This window comes from Aestuariirhabdus haliotis (assembly GCF_023509475.1).
Taxonomy (GTDB): Bacteria; Pseudomonadota; Gammaproteobacteria; order Pseudomonadales; family Aestuariirhabdaceae; genus Aestuariirhabdus; species Aestuariirhabdus haliotis.
The window spans coordinates 12,493-38,984 of sequence record NZ_JAKSDZ010000020.1; the positions used below are offsets into that span (position 1 = coordinate 12,493).

The window sequence follows — 26,492 nt, forward strand, 5'->3', positions numbered from 1 at the left end:
AATTATTAGAAATCAATAATTTAACCATCAACAAAACACCGTACTTTGTCAGCAATAGAGTCCTATAGGAGCGTATAGAGGTTTGGTTATTAAAGGGAAAAAAGATCAGCACACACCTATGATGCAGCAATACCTGCGCATTAAGCAGCAACACCGAGATGAATTGGTGTTCTATCGAATGGGCGATTTCTACGAGCTGTTTTATGAAGATGCTCGTCGTGCAGCCGAACTACTGGATATTACCCTTACCGCACGTGGACAATCCGCCGGTGAGCCAATACCTATGGCGGGCATCCCTTTTCATTCCGCCGATGGCTATTTGGCCAGACTGGTAAAATTCGGTGAATCCGTCGCTATCTGCGAACAGATTGGCGACCCAGCAACCAGCAAAGGGCCAGTAGAGCGTCAGGTTGTACGCGTACTAACACCCGGCACGGTCACCGATGAAGCGCTGCTCGATGAGCGCAAGGATACCCTGCTCGGCGCACTCCACCAACGAGGTAATCATTATGGCTTCGCGGTCCTGGATATCAGTAGCGGAAGATTTCAGGTCAGTGAACTGGAGGGGGAAGAGGCTGTTCAAGCCGAGCTACATCGGCTGAATCCGGCAGAACTGCTGGTCTGTGACGAGCTGATTCAACCCGAATGGCTGCAGGATCGTAATGGCCTGCGCAAACGACCACCCTGGGATTTCGAACTCGACTCGGCACGTCAGGCACTGTGCCAGCAATTCAAAGTTAAAGATTTACAAGGCTTTGGTTGTGACAACCTGACGCTAGGCCTCGAAGCGGCAGGCTGCCTGCTAACCTATGCCAAAGAAACCCAGCGCACAGCACTGCCCCATTTGCGCAATATCGCCCATACCAACCATGACGACAGTGTTGTGCTCGATGCCGCGAGTCGGCGCAATCTTGAGATTGATACCAACCTCACTGGCGGTCGTGACAATACCCTTGCATCGGTCATGGACCGAACTTCAACCGCAATGGGAAGCCGCATGTTGGGTCGTTGGCTCAATCGCCCACTGCGCAATGCAACCACACTCCAGCATCGCCAAGAAGCGATTGCGGCCCTGCTCGACAACTACCGTTACGAACCTTTGCAGGTTGTGCTGAAGCAGATTGGCGACATCGAACGCATTCTGGCCCGAGTTGGCTTACGTTCTGCACGCCCCCGAGACCTTGCCCGGTTACGCGATGCCCTGGCCGTACTACCGGCTCTGCAACAACAACTGTCAGAGATTGACAGCGACGCCCTGACCGCCTTGGCGACCAGAATCGCCGAGCACCCGGAGTTGGTAGAACTGCTACAACGGGCCGTTATAGAAAACCCACCCGTTGTTATTCGTGACGGTGGCGTGATAGCTACCGGGTACGATGCGGAGCTTGACGAGTTGCGCGGCATCAGCGAGAACGCAGGACAATACCTGCTTGATCTCGAGCTTCGCGAACGTGAAAAAAGCGGCCTTTCAACCCTCAAAGTCGGTTACAACCGTGTGCACGGCTATTACATTGAGATCAGTCGCTCACAGTCTGAACAGGCACCGGCCGAATACATTCGTCGCCAGACACTGAAAAATGCCGAGCGTTTTATCACTCCTGAATTGAAAGAGTTCGAGGACAAAGCCCTCAGTAGCAAGAGCCGTGCCTTGGCTCGGGAAAAAGCCTTGTACGAACAGCTGCTGGATCAGCTGCTTGAGCATCTGGCGCCGCTGCAAGAAAGTGCACAGTCGATAGCCGAACTGGATGTGCTCAACAACCTGGCCGAACGGGCAGACAACCTGAATCTGAGCCGCCCGGAATTCAGTCGGGCGCCAGGCATCATCATCAGCGAAGGCCGCCACCCGGTGGTCGAGCAGGTGCTGGATGACCCCTTTGTCGCCAATGGCGTGGAACTGACCAACCAGCGGCGCATGCTGATGATTACCGGCCCCAACATGGGCGGTAAATCGACCTACATGCGCCAAACGGCACTGATTGTTCTGTTGGCCTGCATCGGCAGCTATGTACCAGCCAGTCATCTGAAACTGGGACCTGTCGATCGTATTTTCACCCGAATCGGCTCATCTGATGACCTTGCAGGCGGGCGCTCTACCTTTATGGTTGAGATGACCGAAACCGCCAATATCCTCAATAATGCCACCGAGTACAGTCTGGTATTGATGGATGAGGTTGGCCGGGGTACCAGCACCTTTGATGGTTTATCACTCGCTTGGGCGGCAGCGTCTCATCTGGCCAGCGAAGTAAAAGCCTTTACCCTCTTTGCGACCCACTATTTCGAACTGACCGCTCTGCCCGAATTAATACCCGGCGTTGCTAACGTGCATCTGAACGCCACCGAACACGAGGATAGAATCGTCTTTTTGCATTCAGTGAACGAGGGGCCGGCTAGTCAAAGCTATGGTTTACAAGTGGCCCAGCTGGCCGGTGTGCCTCGACAGGTGATCACCGATGCCAGGCAAAAGCTGCAGCAGCTTGAACAGGAACAGATCGCCGCTGGTGAGTCACAAACCAATACACCTGAAGCGGTCATTAACCCACCGCGCCAGGATGACCTGTTTGGCTCTGCCCTACCCCATCCCGTCATCGAAGAACTGGAGCAGATCGACCCCGACAACCTGACCCCCCGTAGCGCACTTGAATTACTTTATGAGCTACGCTCAAGGTTATAAACCAACAACTTAAAAGCAACGGCAACTCCTGCTACACTAGCCGCAATCTGACCCGTACAGCCTGACCGGAGAGAAAATCCATGACATTCGTGGTTACCGACAACTGCATTAAATGCAAATACACCGACTGCGTTGAAGTATGCCCGGTTGATTGCTTTTACGAAGGACCCAACTTCCTCGTTATTCATCCGGATGAATGTATCGACTGCGCCCTGTGCGAGCCAGAATGCCCGGCCAATGCAATCTTCTCCGATGACGAAGTACCCGAGGATCAACAGGAATTTATCGAGCTTAATGCTGAGCTGGCAGAGGTTTGGGACAATATCACGGAAAAGAAAGATCAGCTTCCCGACGCCGAGGAATGGGATGGCGTGGAAGGAAAACTGCAGCATCTCGAGCGTTAAAAACAATCGATCATCTTGTTCGAGACAACAAAAAAGGCAGCGATCGGCTGCCTTTTTTTGTGTCACTTCCATGGATAGTGGAAGCTAGGAATTACCCTTCAATCCTCAAACAGCGATTCACTGCTCAGACCCTGTTTTTCCATAATCACTCGAAGCCGTTTCAGCGCCTCTACTTGAATCTGGCGTACCCGTTCCCGGGTGAGGCCAATTTCACGCCCAACTTCCTCCAATGTACAGATCTCATGACCACGCAAACCGAATCGGCGTGCGACCACTTCTCGTTGTTTTTCAGATAACTCCTCAAGCCAGTTATCGATACTCTGATTAAGATCGCTGTTCTGTAGTAACTCGGCCGGGTTGGCCTCGCGATCATCGGAGATCGTATCCAGAATTGACTTATCCGAATCCGGGCCCAGCGGGGTATCCACCGAAGTCACTCGCTCATTGAGACCCAACATACGCTTGACGTCATTAACCGGGCGGTCCAATAGAGTCGCGATATCTTCCGGACTGGGCTCATGATCAAGCTTCTGGGTCAACTCACGGGCGGCCCGCAAATAGACATTCAACTCTTTTACCACATGGATGGGTAATCGTATGGTACGAGTCTGATTCATGATTGCACGTTCGATGGTTTGGCGAATCCACCAGGTAGCGTACGTCGAGAAGCGAAAGCCCCGTTCGGGGTCAAACTTTTCCACGGCCCGGATTAACCCCAGGTTACCTTCTTCAATCAGATCGAGCAGGGTGAGCCCTCGATTGACATAACGCCGGGAAATTTTAACCACCAACCGCAGATTACTCTCAATCATGCGTCGACGACCCGCTTCGTCACCCTTGATCGCCAGACGAGCAAAGTAGACTTCCTCTTCCGGGGTCAACAATGGTGAAAAGCCTATTTCATTAAGATAGATCTGGGTCGCATCCAGACTTTTATGGAACTTATCATCGTCACTCACACGACGGCGAGTTCGAGGTTGCGGTCGAGGAACCGCTTTAATGGTCTTATTTTCTGTTTTCGCTTTGGATTTTGCTTTAGTTATTGTTTTTGATTTAGTTATTGTTTTTGTTTTACTCGCTGAGTCGTTTAGCTTCGCTTTCGCTTCAGCCTCGACGACATCACCGTCTTCCCTTTTTACTGACATCCTCATAGCCCTATACCTTATCGACGTAAATCGTTTGTATTAGATGGTCAGCATCCAGCTAACCTAGGGTTGTCACTCTCTTCTATTTACGCGGTAAATATTGCAATGGATTTACAGGCTTGCCATTTTTTCTTATTTCAAAATGTAGCTTTGCCCGGTTGGTCCCCGATGATCCAATCTCTGCAATTTTCTGTCCCGCCTTAACGCTATCTCCCTCCTTAACAAGCATTTTACTGTTGTGTGCATAAGCACTCAGAAAAGTGCTGTTGTGTTTCACTATTAATAGTCTGCCGTAACCCAACAGACCGCTCCCGGCGTAGACGACCCTTCCAGGGCCGGCTGCCTTAACAGGCTCGCCTAATTTCCCACTGATATCAATACCCTTGTTCACCTGCCCTTTTGAACTGTAGTACTGAATAACTTTGCCTCGACTTGGCCATTGCCAGCGAACCGGCCCCCGATTAACCGGAACCTTACTTTTCTTAGCGGCGGGTTTGGATACGGCTTTAGTAGCAGACTTTTTGGTTTTCGGCTTGCTACTGGTTTTGGCTTTGGGTGCAGAAGAAGATTTTCGCGCAGACTTGCTGGGAGTGTAGAGGGACAGTTTCTGGTTGGGATAGATGGTGTAGGGGGAACGAATGTTGTTGGCGTTTGCTAACTCCTGAAAGTCCCTTCCATAGCGCCAAGCGATAGAGTAAAGCGTTTCTCCGGGCCTCACCAAATGATAACCCCAGGTCACTTTAGGCGGTTTTGTGCGATCGCTGACAGGAGCATAAGGAGCGTCACTCGCACAGCCAGAGAGCAGCATAAGACCGCCAAGCAACAGTGCCCTGCAAAGCCATCGCATCCACTGCTGCTGTATTGTACGAGTCTCGATCACTGCTTATCCCAGCTTGTGTCCGTAAAATGATGTGTCGTCGCTTTATTTCTTTCCGCTATATAAAGAAAAAATAATAACCAATAAAATCTAAAAAAAATGCTTTAATTTTTGGAGGCAATCAAAATCTTATCTTTTATTAACTTACAAACCATTAAACCCCGGGTCAAAGCGTCCAATCAACGAGTCAAGACGGTGATTCTAAAATTTTCGCTTTTTCCTCTTCGCCTCTTTTTACGCTCGTATTTGTTCGTTAATGCAAACATCCATCGTGCCAATGCCTAATCGGTTTGCGACGTTTTAACCGCGACCCCCGTAAGAATCAGCACAAGAATGATGGCAAATAGCATTAAAGCTAAGGATTCCCCCAAGTGAGCAGGCCCTATTTGTGCCTCAAAATGCCAGGGAGACACATTTTTCTGTAGTAACGGCACCATCTCACCGGCACTGTTTTGACGAAAGCTGAGCGTCTCCTTCCAGGGCCAAACCTTGTTAAGCGACCCCAGCATCAAGCCACACAGAAAGGCCATGGTGACGCCGTGAAAGTGGTGCAACAACCAATTTAGCAGTCGCGAAAAAGACAGTAATCCGACCACACAGCCTGCAGCCACGGTCGCCAGAACACTCAGCTCAAAACCCTTGATCGCAGCTAAGACCGGCGCATACAACCCCAACAAGAGCAAAATAAAACTGCCAGATATGCCCGGCAAAATCATCGCACAGACGGCTATGGCGCCGGCCACGAATAGAGTCGGTAAGTCAGGTGTCAACTGCAAAGGCTGAGCAACGGTTATAAACCACGCCAAAGCAGTACCTGCCAGAAGGGCAATCGCCGCTGCAGGGTTCCAACGTTCAAGGCTGCGTGCGACATAAACGGCAGACACCAGAATCAAGCCAAAGAAAAAGGACCAAAGCATCTCAGGATAGGTCTGTAACAGGAAGGTAATCACTCGGGCAAGGGAAAGTATGCTCAGCAATACCCCGGAAAACAGAGTCAGTAAAAAGCCACCATCAATATAACGCCATAATGGGCCGATCTGAGCCTTGCGCAAAAGACCCACCGCTCGCAAATCGAACCGGCTCAGGGCTTCAAGAAGACGGTCATAGATGCCGGTGATCAGGGCCATTGTGCCACCGGATACCCCCGGTACCACATCCGCCGCTCCCATGGTCATGCCTTTGGCAAAAAGAGCAATGCGCTGCCGCCATTGGTTCATCGATTTAACATCCTTATGAAACTAGCGAATCGCGCCGGCAAGTAAGGGAACAAAGCGAACGGCTTCGATGGTTTCACTGCTAATACCCTCTTCCGTTTTCTGGATCAGCTTTAGCTGTTGCTGGCCACCGCCTCCTACCGGAATCACTAAACGGCCGCCGATCGACAGCTGTTCGATCAGTTCCGCCGGGATGGATTCAGGCGCGGCTGTCACCAGAATGCCATCAAAGGGGCCCTGTTCCGGCCACCCCATACCACCGTCAGCGTGCTTTAGCTGGACATTTTGCAGTTTGAGAGTCCGCAATCGTTGACGGGCTTTATCTTGCAACGGCCTTATACGTTCTACACTAAAAACCTGATCGACCATCTGGGCCAGGACAGCGGTTTGATAGCCGGATCCCGTACCGATTTCGAGCACCCGATGGCGAGGACCTTCGGCTAATAGCAGCTCGGTCATCCGAGCCACAATATACGGCTGGGATAGCGTTTGCCCCTGCCCAATAGGCAACGCCGTGTCTTCGTAGGCACGATGGGACAAGGCCTCATCAACAAAAATATGGCGAGGGATATTCCTAATCACATCCAATACCGCTGCATTTTCAATACCTTCATCGCGCAACCGCTGTATCAGCCGGTCCCGTGTGCGCTGAGAGGTCATACCGATCCCTCGCAGGTCCACGTCACTCATCTTACTTCCCCTAACCAGTTCTCTACATTGGAGAACGCATCATAATGTGTTTTATCGATCTGTAAGGGTGTCACCGAAACAAATCCGGCCTGCACCGCATGAAAGTCTGTGCCTTCTCCCGCATCTTCTCCCTTACCTACCACCGAAATCCAATACCCTTCATTGCCTCTGGGATCGGTTACCTTGACCGGCCGCGCAGCCCTGGCCCGATGCCCCAGACGTGTCAGTTGAACACCTTTTAGCTCCTCAAGGGGCAAATCTGGAATATTAACATTGAGAATACTACGAGCGGGCATCGATAGCTGGTCAATTGTTGCCAGCATCCGCTTGACCACCTCAACCGCCGTTTCCAAATGGGTGGTTGACCGTGAGCAAAGCGAAATCGCTAACGCCGGGCGGGGTAAAAAACGACCCTCTAATGCCGCAGCCACTGTTCCCGAATACAACACATCATCACCAAGATTGGCGCCCAGATTGATACCCGATATCACCATATCCGGTACCGAATCCAGCATGCCGTTGAGCGCCAGATGGACGCAATCGGTCGGGGTTCCGTTCAAGCTGGTAAAGCCATTGTCTTGCCGGGTACAACGCAGCGGCCGATCCAGCGTCAAGGCACTGCTGGCCCCACTGCGATCACGATCCGGGGCCACGACCACGCAATCGAAGGATTGCCTGACACATTGATACAGTGCATCGAGCCCCGGGGCAAACACCCCATCGTCATTGGATAACAAAATCTGCATGGATCAGGACGACTCCGTATCAAGGCATTCTCTTAACAGTGATGTGGCATAGCTACCACTTTCCAGAACAAAGCTGAGCAATAGGTCGTCATCTTCAAAATGCCATTCGAGCTCGCTCGCCAGAGACACCAAACGCCTCCGCTCCTGCTTCATCCCAGCAGCTTCCAGTCCGGAACATAATTCCGGCTGCTCAATCGACAAGCGTGTTTCTATTGCCGCCACTTCGGCCTGAGTTAACAGGTCTCCCCGACCCCAAAGTGGTCCGGTGGCACAAAGCTCCCGCTGATCAAATTTTGACAGAATATCAGGATCAATTCGATCCGCACGCACAATGCTATTTGTACCAAAGAAACCAGGTACATCGCCCAGCTGATAAGTATCCCAACTCTGTTGTTCGATACGCTGAGCCAGCACGTCATTAAACAACCAGGAGCGAGCTGCCGACAGGTAAATAGATCGACGCGAGCGATTACGTACTTTTATTTCCCCACGAAACAACTTCAGGGCCTCATCCAGATTGCCAGCATCGATACCAAAACGTTGATCGCCAAAGTAATTAGGGTACCCCTGTTCAGAAATCTGTTGGAGTCGCTGCTGCAAAAGCACCTTATCACCGGAGAAATCTCTCAGGCGAAGCTTGAAACGATTACCTTTGTGCACTCCGCGCCTGAGTTTTCGTGGATGGCGTTGGGCGCGAAGAATTCGCAGACTCTCATCTTCGTACTGGGAAAGGTCAGGATCGGGTCGCCCTGGCAGTTGAATACCAAACCACTGAGTGGTTACAGCCTGGCGATCCTTGAGCCCAGAAAATGACACGTCGCGGGGGGGCACCTCGCACCATTTGGCCAGCTGGCGTGCTAACCATTCGGTGTTATGCCCCTGTTTCTCGATTTGCAGGAAGAGATGTTCACCCTCACCTTCTGGCTCAAACCCCAATTGCTCCTCGACGATAAAGTCTTCTACCCGAGTTTTTAGCCGAGCAGTACCTGCTGCACCACCGTAGGCTCTTGGCCAGTTTAACCGCTCCTCATTTGATGCTTCGGTCATGAGTCGGCCTTGATCAGCACTACGGCGTGAGCTGCGATGCCCTCTTCCCGTCCGGCGTAGCCAAGCTTTTCAGTGGTCGTGGCTTTGATATTCACCTCGGCCAGAGTCACCCTTAGGTCGGCAGCAATATTTTCACGCATGGCAACAATGTGGGGTGCCATTTTGGGCGACTGTGCGATGATGGTCATATCGGCATTTGCCAACAGGAAACCCTCAGAGGCGATCAAACTCACCACATGGCGTAGCAGCTCTCGACTGTCTGCACCGGCATAGCGGGCATCGGTGTCGGGGAAATGCTGGCCAATATCACCCAGGGCAGCCGCGCCCAGTAATGCATCGCACAGCGCATGGATCAGCACGTCACCATCCGAATGAGCCACCATTCCCGAATGATGATCCATACGTACACCACCAATGATCAAATGATCACCCTCACCGAAACGGTGGACATCAAAGCCATGTCCGATTCTCATGTGCTCTCCTACTATTGCGCGACTTGTTGCCGCGCAAGATAAAACTCTGCCAACGTCAGGTCTTCGGGCCGGGTAATTTTGATGTTGTCTGATGCGCCTTCGATCATCCGTGGATGGTAACCAAAAGCTTCTATCGCAGCCGCTTCATCGGTAACCAATTCATCGCGCTCAAGAACGTAGGCCAATGCCTGGCGCAATAGTCCGTATCGAAACATCTGCGGGGTATAGGCATGCCACAGTTGCTCCCGATCGACGGTAGCGACGATATCTCCCGAAACATTGGTACGCTTCATAGTATCGCGCACCGGCACTCCCAACAGGCCACCAACCTCATGTGATTGCAGACAATCCCAGAGTCGCTGTAAATCCTGCCTTCGGATGCAGGGTCTGGCCACATCATGCACCAATATCCAATCCCTATCTCTGGCGTGTTTATGCAAACGCTGCAATCCATTAAATACCGAGTGGCAACGTTCTTCTCCGCCATCACAGCGGATAACGTCCGGCTCTTGCAAGCCAGGGATAGCGGCCTGGTAGGGGTCCCCGGGCGCCAGGACCACAACCACTTGCTCAATTGGGGAGAAATTCCGTAAACGATCCAGCGTATGCTCAATGACAGTCTTACCATCGAGTTCAAGGTATTGCTTGGGGCGATCGGCTCCCATACGTTTACCAATGCCAGCGGCCGGTACGATGGCATAGCATCGGGAAGATTGTTCATCAGCTGAGGGGGTATTTGTCATAGTCGTCATCGCGCAGCATAGGGCCTGTTATTCGGTCGGGGTCAGATAGAACTGCTCACCCTCTTTGATCATTCCCAAATCGCTTCGTGCACGTTCTTCCAGGGTATCGACTCCCTGTTGCAGTTCAACCACTTCCGCCTCCAACACTCGATTACGCTGCTCGAGGCGTTGATTTTCCGACCGCTGCTGGTCTATTTGCGCATTGACCTCTCTTAACTGACTGAGGCTGCTTTCACCAAACCACAGGCGATACTGTAACGCCAAAAGCATTACGGCAAGCAGGACTATCAATGCCTTGAAGGGTAATCTCACAAAATCGACCACAGAATTATTCCGGCAGAACCCCTCTACCGATCAACACAAACGATGAGCATACCATTCACCTAAGGCCCGAGGGTACTGATGCGGGCACAAAAAAGGGATCTTACCGATCCCTTTTTTGTCGTATCAACCGTTGGATCAGGCTTTAAACTCCGCCAGACCACGATACGGCGCCATACCGTCAAGCTGCTCTTCGATACGAAGCAACTGGTTGTACTTGGCAACACGATCGGATCGGCACAGGGAACCGGTTTTGATTTGTCCCGCAGCGGTGCCTACCGCCAGATCGGCAATAGTAGCATCTTCGGTCTCACCACTACGGTGAGAGATAACGGCCGTGTAACCTGCCTGCTTGGCCATTGCGATGGCATCCAGGGTTTCGGACAAGGAGCCGATCTGGTTGAACTTGATCAGAATCGAGTTGCCCACACCTTTTTCGATGCCGTCCTTCAAAATACGTGTATTGGTCACAAACAGATCATCACCAACCAGTTGTACTTTGCTGCCAATCTGGTCGGTCAACACTTTCCATCCATCCCAGTCTGACTCATCCATACCATCTTCGATTGAGATAATGGGGTAGCGCTCGGCGAGTCCAGCCAGATAATCTGAAAAGCCTTCGGCATCAAAGACTTTGCCTTCTCCCGCCAGATCGTACTTACCGTTTTTATAGAACTCGGAAGATGCGCAATCCAGAGCCAGGGTCACATCCTCTCCCAGCTGGTAGCCGGCACTGGAAACCGCCTCAGCGATCACCTCTAGTGCGGCTTCATTAGATGGCAGGTTAGGCGCAAAACCGCCCTCATCACCAACGGCGGTATTCAGGCCACGCTGCTGAAGCACTTTTTTCAGGCTGTGAAAAATTTCCGCGCCAACGCGCAGAGCCTCGGCAAAGCTATCAACCTTGACCGGCTGGATCATAAATTCCTGAATATCAACATTGTTGTCGGCATGCTCACCACCGTTGATAATATTCATCATCGGCACCGGCATGCTGTACTGGCCAGAGGTGCCATTCAAATCGGCGATATGCTGATACAACGGGATGTTCTTTTCTTGTGCGGCCGCCTTGGCCGCGGCAAGGGAGACCGCCAGAATCGCGTTTGCACCCAGGACTTCTTTATTGTCCGTACCATCGAGTTCGATCATCGCGTTGTCGAGATCACGCTGGGCACTGGTATCCATACCCAGCAAACGCTCACGAATACGGGTATTAATGCCTTCAACGGCTTTGCGAACACCTTTCCCAAGGTAGCGAGACTTATCGCCATCACGCAGTTCCAGCGCTTCGCGTGAACCGGTTGAAGCCCCGGAAGGGGCACAGGCTCGCCCAATAGTGCCCGAAGCCAGAATCACATCCGCTTCAACTGTTGGGTTACCGCGTGAATCGAGAACTTCCCGCGCTTTGATGTCGACAATCTCTACCATCTGTTGATCTCTCCAGTAAAAATAGGTTGTTCGTTAATCGTTGCTGATCGGGTCCAGGCCTTTGGTGACCTCGTCGATCGCTTTCATTTGCTTCAGAAAGGGTTCCAGTTGATCCAGGCGCAGTGCGCAAGGACCATCACACTTGGCTTGCTGAGGATCCGGATGGGCTTCCAGGAAAAGCCCCGCGATGCCCTGACTCATTCCTGCCCGGCCAAGATCGGCCACCTGGGCACGGCGGCCGCCGGCACTATCACTTCGTCCACCCGGCATTTGCAAGGAGTGGGTGACATCAAAGACCACCGGATAGCCAAAGGCTTTCATCAAACCGAAACCCAACATGTCTACCACCAGGTTGTTATAACCGAAGCTGGTACCACGCTCGCACAGCATTAATTGATCGTTACCGGCCTCTTCACACTTTGTGAGGATGTGTTGCATTTCACGAGGCGACAGAAACTGGGCTTTTTTGATATTAATGATCGCATTGGTTTTTGCCATTGCCATAACCAGGTCGGTCTGACGAGACAGAAACGCGGGCAACTGAATAATGTCAGCGACTTCTGCCGCAGGTTGACATTGTTCCGGCTCATGCACATCAGTAATCACTGGCACGGAAAACTGCTGCTTCACTTCCTGAAGGATTTTAAGCCCCTCGTCGAGCCCAGGTCCGCGAAATGAATTGATTGAGGAACGATTCGCCTTGTCAAAGGACGCCTTGAAAACGTAAGGAATACCCAGTTTGTTGGTAACCTCTACATAGGCCTCGGCCACCTGCATGGCCAGATCGCGAGATTCCAGGACATTCATGCCGCCCAGCAGCACGAAGGGCAAATCATTGGCAATCTTAATATCCCCAACAGGGATCACTTTTTGGGTAACGGACTGACTCATACCCGGGTCTCCTCTTGACGGCTCAGGGCCGCACTGACAAAACCACTGAACAGAGGGTGCCCATCACGAGGTGTCGAGGTGAATTCCGGATGGAACTGACAGGCAACATACCAGGGATGATCCGGCACTTCGACGATTTCAACCAGCGAATTGTCGGCCGAACGACCGGCAATCATCAGCCCAGACTCTTCCAGCTGCTTAACGTAATTGTTGTTCACTTCAAAACGGTGACGATGGCGTTCGGCAATCACATTATCCCCGTAAGCCTCGTGGGAGCGGGAACCGGAGGTCAGATTACACTGCTGGCTACCCAGGCGCATGGTGCCGCCAAGGTCAGAATCATTGGCCCGTTGCTCAACATCGCCTTCGGCGGTGGTCCACTCGGTAATCAGACCGATCACAGGATGTTCGATATCCTGGCCAAACTCGGTACTGTTGGCCCCTTCCAGCCCGGCCATATGACGAGCGTATTCAATAACAGCGACCTGCATACCCAAACAGATTCCCAGATAGGGCACCTTGTTTTCCCGAGCATAGCGGGCGGCCATAATCTTGCCTTCCACACCACGATGCCCGAAACCTCCGGGGACCAGAATAGCGTCCGCCCCTTCGAGTAAATCGATACCTTCCTGCTCAATCTTTTCGGAGTCGATGTATTTCAACTTAATTTTAGTGCGAGTTTTCAGACCGGCGTGCTTCATTGCCTCAATCAACGACTTGTAAGCATCCAGCAGCTCCATGTACTTACCCACCATGGCGACTGTCACTTCGTGCTCAGGGTTCTTCTCGGCATCAATAACCGCATCCCACTCACTCAGGTCCGCTTCATCACATTCCAGATGGAAACGTTTGGCTACCAGAGAATCAACACCCTGCGCGTGCAACATGGAGGGAATTCGATAGATGGTATCGGCATCTTCCAACGAGATAACGGCCTGTTCTTCCACGTTGGTAAAGAGGGAAATTTTACGGCGTGACGAACGGTCAATATGGTGGTCGCTGCGACACACCAAAATATCGGGCTGTAGACCGATAGAGCGCAGCTCCTTCACCGAGTGTTGGGTCGGTTTGGTTTTGGTCTCACCCGCGGTGGCGATATAGGGCACCAACGTCAGGTGCATCAACATAGCGCGGTTGTAACCCAGCTCAACTTTAAGCTGACGCACCGCTTCCAGGAAGGGTTGGGATTCAATATCACCCACAGTACCGCCGATCTCGACCAGAGCGACATCAGCGTCACCTGCACCTTCGATTACCCGGCGTTTAATCTCATCGGTAATATGGGGAATGACCTGTACGGTGCCGCCGAGATAATCACCGCGACGCTCCTTACGCAACACGTGCTCGTATACCCGCCCTGTGGTGAAATTATTCCCCTGACGCATGGTAGTACGAATAAAGCGCTCATAGTGACCCAGGTCGAGATCTGTTTCGGCCCCATCTTCGGTCACAAACACCTCTCCGTGCTGGAAAGGGCTCATGGTTCCCGGATCGACATTGATATAGGGATCGAGCTTTAGCATGGTGACCTTAAGACCACGAGCTTCAAGGATAGCAGCAAGGGATGCAGCGGCAATGCCTTTCCCCAATGAAGAAACAACACCACCGGTGACGAATATATAGTGCGTCATGTAAGACCCGTTGAATAGCAAGTTGGCGGCAAGGCGCCGCGACAGCGAAGGGAGACGTCAAGTCATCTCGAGATGGGGTTGCAGGATACCAGAAGGTGTCTGCCAGCTCAATCCGTCGCATCCCACTTTGGTGGTTGCCAGGTAAGATTCAGGCCTTCCGCATCCGGAGGTGCCGAAAACCCCTGCAAGACACCAATAGAAGGGATAGCTACCAGCTCCTTACCCCTCACTAAAAGAGGCCAACGATCCCTCAGCCAGGGTGGAATCCCTCGTTCCTGCATCAGTTTTTTATAAGATTTACTGCCTTCTCGACCGCACAGGCGAATACGAAGAGAGGGCTCCAAGTCAGCCCGATATTTTAACTGCAAGGACCCTATATCGGCCTGCAAACGAGATCCACCCGATGAATCAATTACTGCCTTCAAGACACCATTACCCTCGAGCGCAAAAGACTGCTGCCCCTCCAATGCAAAACACTGGGTTGCCTTGGGCATTTCAAGGCGTTTTCGCAGCACCAGCTGACCCCGATAGCGGCGCACCTCCCACTCTTGCCACTGCACGGAGGGATTCGCATCCTCGCGACTGTTAGCTAGCAGCCGCAACTGCTCACAAACGGCCTCTCCCGGCACCGCAACACCTGCCTGTCGCAACCAAAACCTCAACAGATTTCGTTGTCGTCTGGCCGATAAAGCTGCAACTGTCGACCAACACAATAGCGGGTGGCCAGCCAGCCAGGGAGATTCCTCCCCCTTGGCAACATAACATTGCGCCAAATCGATAGCCGCCAGCTCATCCAACAGGGCGCTGTCTTCGGCCAGACGACCTGCTTGCCTGGCCAACCGGGCACTGATTTCTGGCCAGCGCCCCTTCAATAGAGGCAACACCTGGTGGCGAAAGAAGTTGCGATCGAATCGGAGTAACTGGTTATTATCATCTTCGACCCAATCCAGACCACGGGATTCAGCGTACTGACTCAGCTGGTCATGGCTGACGTCAAGCAAGGGGCGCAGAAGCTGCCCGCCCCCCAAAGGGCGCTGTCTTGGCATCGCTCCCATCCCCCTGGAGCCCGAGCCTCGAATAAGACGATACAGTAAGGTTTCCGCCTGATCTCTCTGGTGATGGGCGAACAAAAAGCAGTCGCCAGCCTTGCAGAGGCGTTCCATAACATCGTATCGGGCCTGACGTGCGAGCTCTTCAATGTTGGTCTCAGCCGCGCCAATCGAAACCCGAAAAGACTCATAGGGTACCTCCAAACGCTCACACAGCGCCCGGCAATGCAATTCCCACTGACCGGAACTGGGGCTGAGTTGATGGTCGATATGCAGAGCATGCAGGACACCGATATAGCCTTCACGGCGAAGCCGCACCATCAGGTCAAGCAATACCGCAGAGTCCATGCCACCACTGAAAGCAACCACCATTCTTCGAGAGCGCAAAGGCTCAAGCACAGACTTCAGGTGATCGGGTTGTAACAATGAGATCGACATCGGCAAAGGCATCTAGAAAATGAATCGACAGCATACCAGAAGGCACTCTGGGGCAGTGACCGTTGATAATCTAAAGTTGGATACAACAAATGCCCGACCAAGCACTGCTTGACCGGGCATTTATGAGTAAATCGACGGGTCGGTTTTAATCGATGCCGTAGGATAGCAAACGTTGGTAACGACGCTCGAGCAACTCTTCGGAGGAGAAATCAGACAGCGTATCCAGCTGAGTCAGCAGGGCCTGCTTGAGATCGTTCGCCATCTGCTCTCTACTGCGATGCGCACCACCCAGGGGCTCCGAAATAACCTGATCAACCAGTCCCAACTCATGCAGCCGACCGGCCGTAATACCCATAGCTTCAGCGGCGTCGGGCGCCTTCTCAGCACTGCGCCAAAGAATCGAAGCACAGCCTTCAGGTGAGATCACCGAATAGGTGGAATACTGCAACATCATCAAATGATCGCAGACACCAATGGCCAGGGCACCTCCCGATCCGCCCTCTCCTACCACGGTAGAGATCACAGGCACTTTCAGGCGTGACATAACCGCCAGATTGAAAGCGATCGCTTCACTTTGTCCACGCTCTTCGGCATCGATTCCCGGGTAGGCACCCGGGGTGTCAATAAAGGTCAAAATGGGCATATTGAAACGTTCTGCCATCTCCATCAGCCGGCACGCCTTACGGTACCCTTCGGGCCTTGGCATACCGAAATTGCGGCGTACTTTCTCTGGCACATCCCGCCCTTTCTGATGACCAATTACCATCACGGGCCGTCCTTCCAATCTCGCCATACCACCAATAATGGCTTTATCGTCGGCAAAATGGCGATCGCCATGAAGCTCATCGAAATCGGTGAACATCAGGTCGATATAATCTTGGGTATAGGGGCGCTGGGGATGACGGGCCAGCTGGGCAATTTGCCAGGAGCTCAAATCCTTAAAAATCGATTCGGTCAGAGAACTGCTTTTATCCTGTAAGCGCTGAATCTCTTCATTGATGTTCAGTTCATTGTCACTTCCGACCAGGCGAAGCTCCTCAATTTTGGCTTCAAGGTCAGCGATCGGTTGTTCGAAATCAAGATAGTTGGGGTTCATGGCGTTCCGTTTACCATCGCATTTATTTATGCAACTGAGTTAAAAGGTTCACTGGATTAGCCGCTCACCTTACGTGATTCACCGGATGGAGTCGAGTTACAAAAAGTAAGCGATCATGCCATCCGGGTAATCAAAAAGGGCGCCTTATGAGCTATCGATTATCCCCCTTTTCCTGTCAGGGATTACTACTCGGCTCAGTTATAACTCAAGCTCACCTGCTCTTTGCCATAACGATCCTTCAACTCCTGAATCAACTCATCACTGGGCTCTACTCGCCACTCTTCTCCCAGACGGAGTGTGGCCCTGGCATCGTCGCGTAAATAGTCGAGCTGAACCAGTGTTCCTCCCGAATGTTCGCCCAGCAGTTGTGCCAGCGAATCCGCAAAGCTACCGTGACATTGCTCGGCCGTCATGGCCAAATTCAGGAATCGGGCGTACTGCTGACGGGCTTCAACAAGACTCATTAGACGTTTGGCGCGAACCTTTAAGCCTCCGGAATAATCATCAAAACTGACCTCGCCTTCGACAAATACCAGAGTATCTTTGGTGATCAGATGCTGGTATTGCTCGTAACAATCGGCAAAGATCGATACTTCCATACGACCACTGCGATCATCCAGGGTAATAAAGGCCATTTTGTCGCCACGCTTATTCTTCATCACGCGCGATGCAACAATTAACCCCGACAGGTTCTGACTCTCCCGTGCAGGCTTGAGATCATTGATACGGTTACGGACAAAATGTCGTAACTCTTTCTCATATTCATCAATGGGATGACCGGTCAGGTAGATACCCAGAGTGTCTTTTTCACCCTTGAGGCGCTCTTTATCAGTCAACTCCCTGGCGTTCATAAACTGCTCGTAGGCACTACTTTCACCGACCGCAACCAATTCACCGAAGAGGTCGGTATGGCCACTATCGATACTTTTGGCCGACTGACCTGCAGCCTTGATAGCATCTTCCATCGCCGCCAGCAAAATGGCCCTGCGCTGCCCCAACGTCAGCTCGCCGGCAGGCGCTAGTTTATCGAGAGCACCGGCTCGGACCAGTGCTTCCAGAACCCGCTTATTGATCTTCTTGACGTCCACCCGCTTGCAGAAATCGAACAAATCGATAAACGCGCCGCCCCGTTGGCGAGCCAACTGAATCGCCTCGATAGGCCCTTCACCAACACCTTTGATCGCACCCAGACCATAAACGATTTCATTGCGCTCATTGACGGTAAACCGATATTCACTGCCGCTCACATCCGGAGGCACAATCACCAGCTTCATTTCACGACACTCTTCGATCAGGGTCACGATTTTATCGGTGTTTTGCATATCAGCCGTGAGCACGGCTGCCATAAACGGAGCGGGATAATGGGTTTTCAGCCAGAGCGTTTGGAAAGACACCAGGGCATAGGCCGCCGAGTGAGACTTGTTGAATCCGTAGCCGGCAAACTTTTCCATCAGGTCAAAGATCGGACCGGACAGGTCTTCATCAATACCGCGCCCCTTGGCTCCATCCATAAAGAGCACACGCTGCTTGGCCATCTCCTCGGGCTTTTTCTTACCCATGGCTCGCCGCAACAGATCGGCTCCACCCAGGGTGAAACCGGCCAGCACCTGGGCAATCTGCATGACCTGTTCCTGATACAGAATGATGCCATAGGTGGGCTCCAGTACAGGTATCAAATCGTCATGTTGATAGTCCGAGTGAGGATAGGATAGCTTTTCCCGGCCGTGTTTTCGGTTGATAAAGTCATCTACCATGCCCGAGCCGAGCGGCCCGGGACGGAACAGTGCCACCAGGGCGATGATATCTTCAAAATTACTGGGCTGCAGGCGCTTGATCAGGTCCTTCATGCCCCTTGATTCAAGCTGGAATACCGCAGTAGTTTCGGCCCGCTTGAGGAGATCGAAGGACGCCTTGTCCTCAAGATCAATCTGCATAATATCCAGCGGGGGCTCATCGCTTTGAGCCCGTACCTTATTGACCGTATCCAGGGCCCAGTTAACGATGGTCAGAGTCCTTAGCCCCAGGAAGTCAAACTTCACCAGACCAGCTGATTCTACATCGTTCTTGTCATACTGGGTCACCAGACTCTGGCCCTGCTCATCACAATAGAGCGGCGCAAAATCGGTCAATTTGGATGGAGCAATAACTACCCCGCCCGCGTGCTTACCGACATTTCGGGTGATACCCTCGAGCTTGAGGGCCATCTCCCAGATCTCCCCGGCCTGCTCGTCTAGCTCGACGAATTCCTTTAGGGCAGCCTCTTGCTCTATGGCTTTTTTCAGCGTCATGCCGACTTCGAAAGGAATCATCTTGGACAGTTTGTCAGCCAGACCATAGGACTTACCCTGGACTCGAGCCACATCACGCACCACCGCTTTGGCTGCCATGGTACCAAAGGTAATGATCTGGGAGACGGCTTCACGGCCATAGGTTTCGGCCACATAATCGATCACCCGATCCCGACCGTCCATACAGAAATCAACGTCGAAATCGGGCATCGAAACCCGCTCAGGGTTCAGGAACCGCTCGAACAGAAGATCGTAGGGAATTGGATCCAGATCGGTAATCTCCAGCGCATAAGCCACCAGCGAACCTGCACCCGAACCACGCCCAGGACCCACCGGGATACCATTGGCCTTGGACCAGCGAATGAAGTCCATAACAATCAGGAAGTATCCGGGAAAGCCCATCTGAATAATGATATCGAGTTCGAACTTGAGCCGATCATAATAGAGCTTGCGTTGCTCGGCGCACTGCTGCTCATCCAGCCCTTCCAGCACCGGTTTCAAGCGCATTTCCAGCCCTTCCGAACTGGCCTGACGGAAATAGTCATCCATCGTCATCCCTTCCGGGACAGGATAGTCAGGCAGGAAATAGGTACCCAACTGCACTTCAATGGTGCAACGCCTGGCGATTTCGACACTGTTTTCCAAAGCTTCCGGGAGATCGGCAAACAGCTCGGACATCTCGGCAGGCGTTTTTAAATACTGTTCTTCACTGTACAGCCGTGGGCGCCTTGGGTCGTCTAACGCCCGGCCTTCACCCACACAGACACGGGTTTCGTGGGCCTCGTAGTCATCTTTATCGAGAAACATAACATCATTGGTTGCGACCACCGGACAGCCGGCGCGCTCCGCCAACGCCACCGCCTGATGCAAATGCTCTTCATCACCGGCACGAGAGGTACGCTGTACTTCCAAATAAAAGCGATCACCAAACACGGCGCGCCATTCAGCCAATAGCTGTTCGGCATCATCAATATGTCCCGACATCAGAGCTTGACCTACTTCACCCTGACGAGCACCACACAAAGCAATCAAGCCCTCTGACGCTTGTTTGACCCAGTCGCGCTGAACCACAGCAATACCCTGCTTCTGGCCATGCTGGTAGCCGCGGGAAATCAACTCGGTAAGATTGCGATATCCATCCGCATTGGTAATCAGCAGTAGAAGTCGAGTCGGTGGCAAAGCCGGATCAAGGTTCTCCACCCACATGTCGGCACCGCAGATCGGTTTCAGCCCTGCGCCCATTGCACCGCCATAAAACTTCACCAACGCGAACAGGTTGGATTGATCCGTCATGGCAACGGCGGGCATACCCATCCCGGAGACAGCAGCGATCAAGGGTTTAAGCCGAACCAGGCCATCCACAAGGGAGTATTCCGTATGCAACCGGAGGTGAACAAACTGTGAAGACATAAGAGCAGAACTACCAGCTAAAGTAATGGGCCATCTTAGCAGTACCCAAGGCATTGGTTAACCGCTAGAATAGAGTCTCGTTGAATCTAACGTGCACTGGCAGGAAGCTGTGTTTGATGGAGGGCAGCTCGCCAATACCAGCTATGATGCATCGCAATCTGTTTTTTGGGCCAATCCCCCTGGCCAGCTTGATACTGGCCTTCTTAGGCTCCTATAGCCAGAGCCTGTTGGCCGCAGAAAGATCCTGTAACTCCCTGACATTCAGTGGCAATTCTGAATACCCACCTATTCTCTGGCGTGACCCTGACAATCCGGACAAACTGACCGGCGTCGTTGTCGAGGTTCTGGAGATGGCGCTATCCCCTATTAATATTAATTTGAATGCTCAATATGTAGGGCCCTGGTCAAGGGCCCAAAAGAAAGCACAAAAAGGTGAAATTGACGGACTAGCCGGTGCTTTTTTTACCATCCAACGCACCAGTTATCTGGACTATATTGAGCCAGCGCTCATGCAGATTCCCAGTGTTGTATTTGTCCGAGAAGGTAGTCGCGCGCAAGATCACACCCGTGGTTCTCTCACCCATTGGGATCAACTCAAGCCCCTGCGGGGAGTGACCCTGATTAATAACAGTTTCGGGCAGGAGTTTGATACTTACGCCAAGCAGGAGCTTAACATTCATACCGTTCGGTCAGTCACCCTGGCGTTTAATACACTGCTGGCAGGACGATCCGACTATCTGGTGTACGAACTGCAACCGGGCCTGGCCTACAGCGATGCTATGGGAATCACCGCCAAAGTTCGCCACCTGTATCCTCATGTTAATTCCGAGGCGCTCCATATCACCATGGCCAAGCGATCCCCCTGCAACACAACCGAGATAAAAGAACATATTGCGACTTTTCTGAACAATCATATGGACCCAGAAACCATAGATAGAATCACCCTGAAATACCGACATAAATGGCAAGAACAGGTTAACGGGTTAGCGACCACCAAAAATGAGTCTTAACAGGCTGTAGAGCGCTATCAGCAAGCGAAATATGTGTGCGGGAAGAATCAAGAAGCCAAATGTTTGGTATTAGACTTCCAGTAAACGACGCACAGGCCCAAACGAACGACGATGGCTCGGGGTCACTCCCAGCTTTTGCAATGCTTCCAGATGCGCCTTGGTCGGGTAACCTTTATGCTTCGCTATACCATAACCGGGATACTCAAGGTCGAGCTCAATCATTTCCCGATCACGAACCACTTTAGCCAAAATCGAAGCAGCTGAAATCTCAGCCACTCGACCATCACCCTGAATTACCGCCTCGGCTTTGCAAGGAAGCGAGGGGCAACGATTACCATCTATGAGTGCCAGATCGGGTTGTACTTGCAGACCCGCCACCGCCCTTTGCATAGCAAGCATAGTCGCCTGGAGAATATTCAACCGGTCAATTTCCTCGACCGAGGCCCGAGCCACACACCAGCAAAGGGCGCGCTGCTGGATAATCTCAAACAGCGCCTCCCGGCGTTTCTCTGTCAACTTCTTGGAATCATTCAACCCCTCAATGGGTTGAGCCGGATCCAGGATCACTGCTGCGGTCACAACATCACCACAAAGCGGACCCCGTCCGACTTCATCGACACCGGCGACCAGGCGCTGCGCGTCAGAACTGCTTTCAAACAAAGAAAACTGCATACCTACTCCGCAACTAAAGCCAATACGGCTTCCGCGGCGCAATTGCTGGCATCTCGAGCCAACAACTGATGAATCTTTTGATACTCTGGTAACAGTTCCTCGGTCCGATGAAAACTAGCCAACACCGCGTCGGTCAGCTTTTCAGGCGTGGCGTCATCCTGTATCAGTTCTGGCACCAGTTCTTTGCCAGCCAACAAATTAGGCAGCGAAACAAAGGGAATTTTGACCAGGCGCGAGGCAATGCGGTAGGTCATTGGCGATACTCTGTACGCCACTACCATGGGTTTTTTTAGCAGCGTCGCTTCCAGTGTCGCCGTGCCAGACGCAATCAAAATACTATCGGCTGCCGCCATCGCTTCGCGAGACTTTCCCAGCACCAGAGTGATATCGAGTTCAGGCGCCAGCTCGCTGCACAGGGTTTCCAATTGTCGATATCGGGCTTCGTTAACGCAGGGAATGACAAAACGAAAACCGCCAGCCAGCGAGCAGCGTTTGGCCACTTCCAAAAATAATGGAGCTAGCATTCCCACTTCGCCCTCTCGGCTGCCCGGCAGGACTGCCAATAGCTTCTGCCCAGGCAGTACCTTAAGGCCCAGCTCAGAGCGCGCATCCTCAACATCGATATCATGTGGAATACTGTCCGCCAAGGGATGCCCGACAAAACTGACTGGAACTCGATGTTGCCGATAAAAATCGGCTTCGAAAGGCAACAGGCAGAGCATATGATCAACCGAACGCGCTATTTTGAAAATTCTTTTTTGCCGCCAAGCCCACACTGACGGGCTGACATAATGCGCTGTCGGTATACCTGCCTGCTTGAGTTTTAGCTCAACGGGCAAGGTAAAATCAGGCGCATCGATACCGATAAACAGGTCTGGAGGATTATCGAGCATATTACGAACCAAGCGCTTACGAATGCCCAACAGTTCGCGGATTCGACCCAACACCTCGATCAATCCCATGACGGACAAGCGTTCCATCGGCACCATGGAATGGGCACCTTCGGCAATCATCAATGGGCCAGCTATACCGTCAAAAATCGCATTTGGGTAGCGGGCGAGAATAGATCTAATCAAGCCCGAACCGAGAATATCGCCAGAGGCTTCTCCGGCAACGATTCCTATCCTGATGGGGCGCTCAGAAACCTTTATGGCTGGCGAGGAAGAGGTCATAAGAGCGCTCACAAAAACCAACATTAAGCGTCCGGAGCAAACCGAACGGATGGAAAATTATCGTACAATGCCTCGAGTGGAGGTCTTGAGCGAGTCGATAAAGAGCTGTAATTCTGGCTCAGGGGACTCAATAGCCTGCAGCTCACCAAGCGCCACGTCCAGCGTTAACCCTTCACGGTAGGTCTTTTTATAGGCCTTTCTCAAGCTTTGCATCAAAGGTTTGCTGTATCCCCGGCGCTTCATACCCTCAAAATTCATACCGTTGGCTTTCGCAGGATGCCCGGAAACCATGACAAATGCAGGGACGTCTTTTAGCACTATCGCACCCGCCGCACACATGCTATAGGAACCCACTCGACAGAACTGATGCACCCCACTCATGGCCGAGAGAATTGCACCATCCCCAATATGGACATGGCCAGCAATGCCAGCATAGTTAGCCAAAATGCAACCATTTCCAATAACGCAGTCATGACCAACATGCGTATAGGCCATAAACAAATTGTCACTGCCAATGAGAGTTAAGGATTCATCCTGAACCGTACCGCGGTGAATTGTGCAGGACTCACGAAAAACATTGTTATCACCAACGACCAGCCTGGTAGGTTCACCAGAGTATTTTTTATCCTGGCAATCTTCCCCAATCGAGGCAAATTGAAAAATTTCGTTGTTACGCCCCAGGGTTGTCGGCCCCTTCACCACCACATGAGAGTGAAGTACCGAACCTTCACCAATTTCAACCTCAGGGCCCACCAGGGTCCAGGGTCCAATCTCAACATTGGCACCAATAATCGCACTGGAGTCGACAATGGCAGACTCATGTATTTTGGCAGAGGGATGAATTCCAGGGCTGGTCTGGCTCAAGATCAGAGTTCCTTTTTTGCACAAATGATTTCAGCGGAGCTTACAACTTTATCATTCACCAAACCCTGGCAAGAAAACTTCCATATATCACGACGCTGAGTGATAAATTGGGCCCGTAGATCAAGGCGATCCCCGGGTACTACAGGTTGTTTAAATCGAACTTTATCGGCTCCAGCAAAATAATACACACTGGTGTCTTCCTTGGTTTTTCCACCCATACTAAAACCAAGAATTCCGGCTGCCTGGGCCATTGCTTCAATAATCAGAACGCCGGGCATAATGGGATGACCGGGGAAATGCCCGTTAAAAAATTCTTCATTGACGCTCACATTTTTATAGCAAGCGATGGTATTGGCTTCCAGGTCAATATCAACAACCCTGTCAACCAACAAAAAGGGGTAACGCTGAGGAAGGTATTCCTTTATCTGCTCAATAGTCATTGTCACTTTGTAATACCCACTAAAATACGTTGATTCCAGCCATTAAGTCGTAACGGCTAAAATTATGATCGGCCAGCCTCAAGCTTCTTTAAGCGCTTGGCCAAGTCATCCAACTGTCTAAACCGAACCGCATGTTTACGCCACTCACGAGCAGGCATCACTGACCCTGCTCCAGAAGAATAAACACCCGGATCACTAATCGATTTGGTTACAGTGCCCTGCCCCATGATCTGAACATCATCAGCAATGGTGAGGTGGCCCGCAAAACCGGCTTGGCCAGCAATGATACAGCGCTTACCGATGGTTGTACTACCAGAAATTCCGACACAAGAGGCTATTGCTGTACCTTCACCGATAATAACGTTATGCGCGATCTGGATCAGGTTATCCAATTTGGCTCCATCACGAATTTCAGTATTATCGAGCGCTCCACGGTCAATCGTGGTATTGGCGCCAACCTCAACATTGTCACCAATAATAACGCCACCTATCTGGGCAATTTTATGCCAGCCATTCGGCCCCGGAGCATTACCAAAACCATCACCACCAATCACCGCACCGCTTTGGATTATACACCCCTTGCCGATGCTGATACCGTGATACACCGTGACATTTGGGAACAAATGAGTATTATCACCCACAACTGTATCGGCACCGATCACAGTACCGGCATCCAACCGCACACCCGCACCAATACGAGCACCCTCGGCCACAACCACATTCGGACCTATACAAGCTGTTGCGTCAACTTGCGCTAACGGGTGAACAACAGCGCTCTGATCAACCCCCGACGACGGAATAGGGCACGGATCGAACAGATGAGAAAGGATAGCGTAGCCAAGATAGGGATTCGTCAACACCAGAGCATTCCCCTGATATTGTTCAGCCGCTTTTTCTGTCAACAATACAGCACCCGCCTGGGTAGTCTCGAGGTGATGAGCATAAGAGGGATTGGCAAGAAAACTCAGCTGATTGCTCGTAGCCGTTTGCAAATTAGCCATGCTATCGACCCTATAATGCTGATCACCCTGAACTCTGGCATCAACTTTTAGGGCCAATTCAGCCAGATCGTAGCTACTTTTATGACTCATGCTTTTCTCCGCTAGGCACTGCAACTGCAGCGCATTATACCCATTTTCCGAAGCTTTAATGCTGACCTTCATAACCGAATAAGACAAAGGGGGACCGAAGCCCCCCCCCTGATATACATTTTTCTCTAGAACAGACTAACCCGCCGGCGAATTAACTGCCTTTATTCAGCTGCTGAATTACCTTAGGGGTAATATCGATAGCAGGGCTAGCAAACACCAGACTGCTACGTTCCAAAACCAGGTCATATCCCCCTTCCGCGACGACGGCCTTAATGGCCTTCTCTAACTTGGGACGCAGAGCATCGATTTCAGCCCGGTCGGCCTGGTTTTTTTGACTCTGTAACTGCTTGGACTTGTATTCAAAATCCTGTGCCTTACTTTGTAATTCCATTTGCAACGCTTCTTTTTCACTTTCGCTCATAGCAGCACTGTCACGCTGAAACTTTTCTCGCAGGCGTTTACCCTCTTCTTCCAGCTTTTTTAACTCGTTAATCTGGCCTCCGAAACGCTCTTCGGCTTTCTTGGCATAGGCTTTCGCCGCGTCAGACTCCATCATCGCCATTTGGTAATTAACGACAGCTATTTTGGTTTCCGCCTGGACACCCGATACCGCTAAAAAACCCAAGGCCAGAATTACCAGCTGCATAAACTTGTTCATACTTTCTCCTGCTCGTTTAAAGT

The 26,492-nt window shown here is 51.8% G+C and carries 24 protein-coding genes; 3 read left to right on the forward strand and 21 right to left on the reverse strand.

The features are described from left to right. Positions 1-118 precede the first annotated feature (118 nt). Together mutS and fdxA are read left to right on the forward strand one after the other, a co-directional pair. Positions 119-2,671, forward strand: a complete 2,553-nt coding sequence (mutS, locus tag MIB40_RS12180) for a DNA mismatch repair protein MutS (protein ID WP_249694554.1) — start codon at positions 119-121, stop codon at positions 2,669-2,671. Positions 2,672-2,751: 80 nt separating this feature from the next. Beyond that, a complete protein-coding gene (gene fdxA, locus MIB40_RS12185; protein ID WP_249694556.1) occupies positions 2,752-3,075 on the forward strand; it encodes a ferredoxin FdxA in 324 nt (107 codons plus the stop codon). Positions 3,076-3,173: 98 nt separating this feature from the next. Here fdxA and rpoS read toward each other — a convergent pair whose 3' ends face one another. The 15 genes from rpoS to dnaE form a co-directional block, all read right to left on the reverse strand. After that, positions 3,174-4,220, reverse strand: coding sequence for an RNA polymerase sigma factor RpoS (gene rpoS / locus MIB40_RS12190; RefSeq protein ID WP_249694558.1), 1,047 nt, complete (start codon positions 4,218-4,220; stop codon positions 3,174-3,176). Positions 4,221-4,302: 82 nt separating this feature from the next. Further along, positions 4,303-5,028, reverse strand: a complete 726-nt coding sequence (locus MIB40_RS12195; RefSeq protein ID WP_249694568.1) for a peptidoglycan DD-metalloendopeptidase family protein — start codon at positions 5,026-5,028, stop codon at positions 4,303-4,305. Between the two features lie 350 nt (positions 5,029-5,378). Further along, entirely contained in the window at positions 5,379-6,314 is a 936-nt protein-coding gene (locus tag MIB40_RS12200; protein ID WP_249694570.1) for a DUF368 domain-containing protein, read from the reverse strand. A 21-nt stretch (positions 6,315-6,335) separates the two neighbouring features. Beyond that, positions 6,336-7,001, reverse strand: a complete 666-nt coding sequence (locus tag MIB40_RS12205; protein ID WP_249694579.1) for a protein-L-isoaspartate(D-aspartate) O-methyltransferase — start codon at positions 6,999-7,001, stop codon at positions 6,336-6,338. After that, positions 6,998-7,747, reverse strand: a complete 750-nt coding sequence (surE, locus tag MIB40_RS12210) for a 5'/3'-nucleotidase SurE (protein ID WP_249694581.1) — start codon at positions 7,745-7,747, stop codon at positions 6,998-7,000. The genes MIB40_RS12205 and surE overlap by 4 nt, the downstream gene beginning before the upstream one ends. A 3-nt stretch (positions 7,748-7,750) precedes the next feature. Then, a complete protein-coding gene (gene truD / locus MIB40_RS12215; RefSeq protein WP_249694583.1) occupies positions 7,751-8,794 on the reverse strand; it encodes a tRNA pseudouridine(13) synthase TruD in 1,044 nt (347 codons plus the stop codon). Then, positions 8,791-9,267 (reverse strand): 2-C-methyl-D-erythritol 2,4-cyclodiphosphate synthase, encoded by a 477-nt coding sequence (gene ispF / locus MIB40_RS12220; protein ID WP_249694585.1) that lies wholly within the window; start codon positions 9,265-9,267, stop codon positions 8,791-8,793. Before ispF ends, truD begins: the two co-directional genes overlap by 4 nt. Positions 9,268-9,278: 11 nt before the next feature. Beyond that, a complete protein-coding gene (gene ispD, locus MIB40_RS12225; protein WP_249694587.1) occupies positions 9,279-10,010 on the reverse strand; it encodes a 2-C-methyl-D-erythritol 4-phosphate cytidylyltransferase in 732 nt (243 codons plus the stop codon). 27 nt (positions 10,011-10,037) lie between these two features. After that, positions 10,038-10,334 carry a cell division protein FtsB gene (ftsB, locus tag MIB40_RS12230; RefSeq protein WP_454892284.1) on the reverse strand — a complete coding sequence of 99 codons (297 nt, stop codon included), beginning with the start codon at positions 10,332-10,334 and terminating at the stop codon, positions 10,038-10,040. A gap of 135 nt (positions 10,335-10,469) precedes the next feature. Beyond that, positions 10,470-11,759, reverse strand: coding sequence for a phosphopyruvate hydratase (eno, locus tag MIB40_RS12235; protein ID WP_249694589.1), 1,290 nt, complete (start codon positions 11,757-11,759; stop codon positions 10,470-10,472). A 33-nt stretch (positions 11,760-11,792) separates the two neighbouring features. Beyond that, the gene (kdsA, locus tag MIB40_RS12240; protein ID WP_249694591.1) at positions 11,793-12,650 is read right to left on the reverse strand and encodes a 3-deoxy-8-phosphooctulonate synthase; all 858 of its coding nucleotides are present in this window, start codon (positions 12,648-12,650) and stop codon (positions 11,793-11,795) included. Continuing rightward, a complete protein-coding gene (locus tag MIB40_RS12245; protein ID WP_249694593.1) occupies positions 12,647-14,281 on the reverse strand; it encodes a CTP synthase in 1,635 nt (544 codons plus the stop codon). The genes kdsA and MIB40_RS12245 overlap by 4 nt, the downstream gene beginning before the upstream one ends. Positions 14,282-14,388: 107 nt before the next feature. Next, positions 14,389-15,768, reverse strand: coding sequence for a tRNA lysidine(34) synthetase TilS (gene tilS, locus MIB40_RS12250; RefSeq protein ID WP_249694595.1), 1,380 nt, complete (start codon positions 15,766-15,768; stop codon positions 14,389-14,391). A gap of 145 nt (positions 15,769-15,913) precedes the next feature. Beyond that, complete coding sequence (gene accA, locus MIB40_RS12255; RefSeq protein ID WP_249694597.1) at positions 15,914-16,864, reverse strand: acetyl-CoA carboxylase carboxyl transferase subunit alpha; 951 nt, start codon at positions 16,862-16,864, stop codon at positions 15,914-15,916. Between the two features lie 194 nt (positions 16,865-17,058). After that, positions 17,059-20,562, reverse strand: coding sequence for a DNA polymerase III subunit alpha (gene dnaE / locus MIB40_RS12260; RefSeq protein ID WP_249694599.1), 3,504 nt, complete (start codon positions 20,560-20,562; stop codon positions 17,059-17,061). Between the two features lie 116 nt (positions 20,563-20,678). Between dnaE and MIB40_RS12265 the strand changes: the two genes are divergently transcribed. Continuing rightward, entirely contained in the window at positions 20,679-21,572 is an 894-nt protein-coding gene (locus MIB40_RS12265) for a substrate-binding periplasmic protein (protein WP_249694601.1), read from the forward strand. Between the two features lie 69 nt (positions 21,573-21,641). On the opposite strand, the gene rnhB is transcribed toward MIB40_RS12265, so the two are convergent. From rnhB to MIB40_RS12295, 6 genes are all read right to left on the reverse strand, one after another. Continuing rightward, on the reverse strand, positions 21,642-22,244 hold the full coding sequence (rnhB, locus tag MIB40_RS12270; RefSeq protein WP_249694603.1) for a ribonuclease HII: 603 nt from the start codon (positions 22,242-22,244) through the stop codon (positions 21,642-21,644). A 2-nt stretch (positions 22,245-22,246) separates the two neighbouring features. Further along, a complete protein-coding gene (gene lpxB / locus MIB40_RS12275) occupies positions 22,247-23,416 on the reverse strand; it encodes a lipid-A-disaccharide synthase (RefSeq protein WP_249694605.1) in 1,170 nt (389 codons plus the stop codon). A 57-nt stretch (positions 23,417-23,473) separates the two neighbouring features. Continuing rightward, positions 23,474-24,280, reverse strand: coding sequence for an acyl-ACP--UDP-N-acetylglucosamine O-acyltransferase (lpxA, locus tag MIB40_RS12280; RefSeq protein WP_249694607.1), 807 nt, complete (start codon positions 24,278-24,280; stop codon positions 23,474-23,476). 2 nt (positions 24,281-24,282) lie between these two features. Continuing rightward, positions 24,283-24,720 (reverse strand): 3-hydroxyacyl-ACP dehydratase FabZ, encoded by a 438-nt coding sequence (gene fabZ, locus MIB40_RS12285; RefSeq protein WP_249694608.1) that lies wholly within the window; start codon positions 24,718-24,720, stop codon positions 24,283-24,285. Between the two features lie 62 nt (positions 24,721-24,782). Continuing rightward, positions 24,783-25,811 (reverse strand): UDP-3-O-(3-hydroxymyristoyl)glucosamine N-acyltransferase, encoded by a 1,029-nt coding sequence (lpxD, locus tag MIB40_RS12290; RefSeq protein WP_249694610.1) that lies wholly within the window; start codon positions 25,809-25,811, stop codon positions 24,783-24,785. A gap of 151 nt (positions 25,812-25,962) precedes the next feature. Next, the gene (locus MIB40_RS12295) at positions 25,963-26,469 is read right to left on the reverse strand and encodes an OmpH family outer membrane protein (RefSeq protein ID WP_249694612.1); all 507 of its coding nucleotides are present in this window, start codon (positions 26,467-26,469) and stop codon (positions 25,963-25,965) included. Positions 26,470-26,492: the final 23 nt, after the last annotated feature.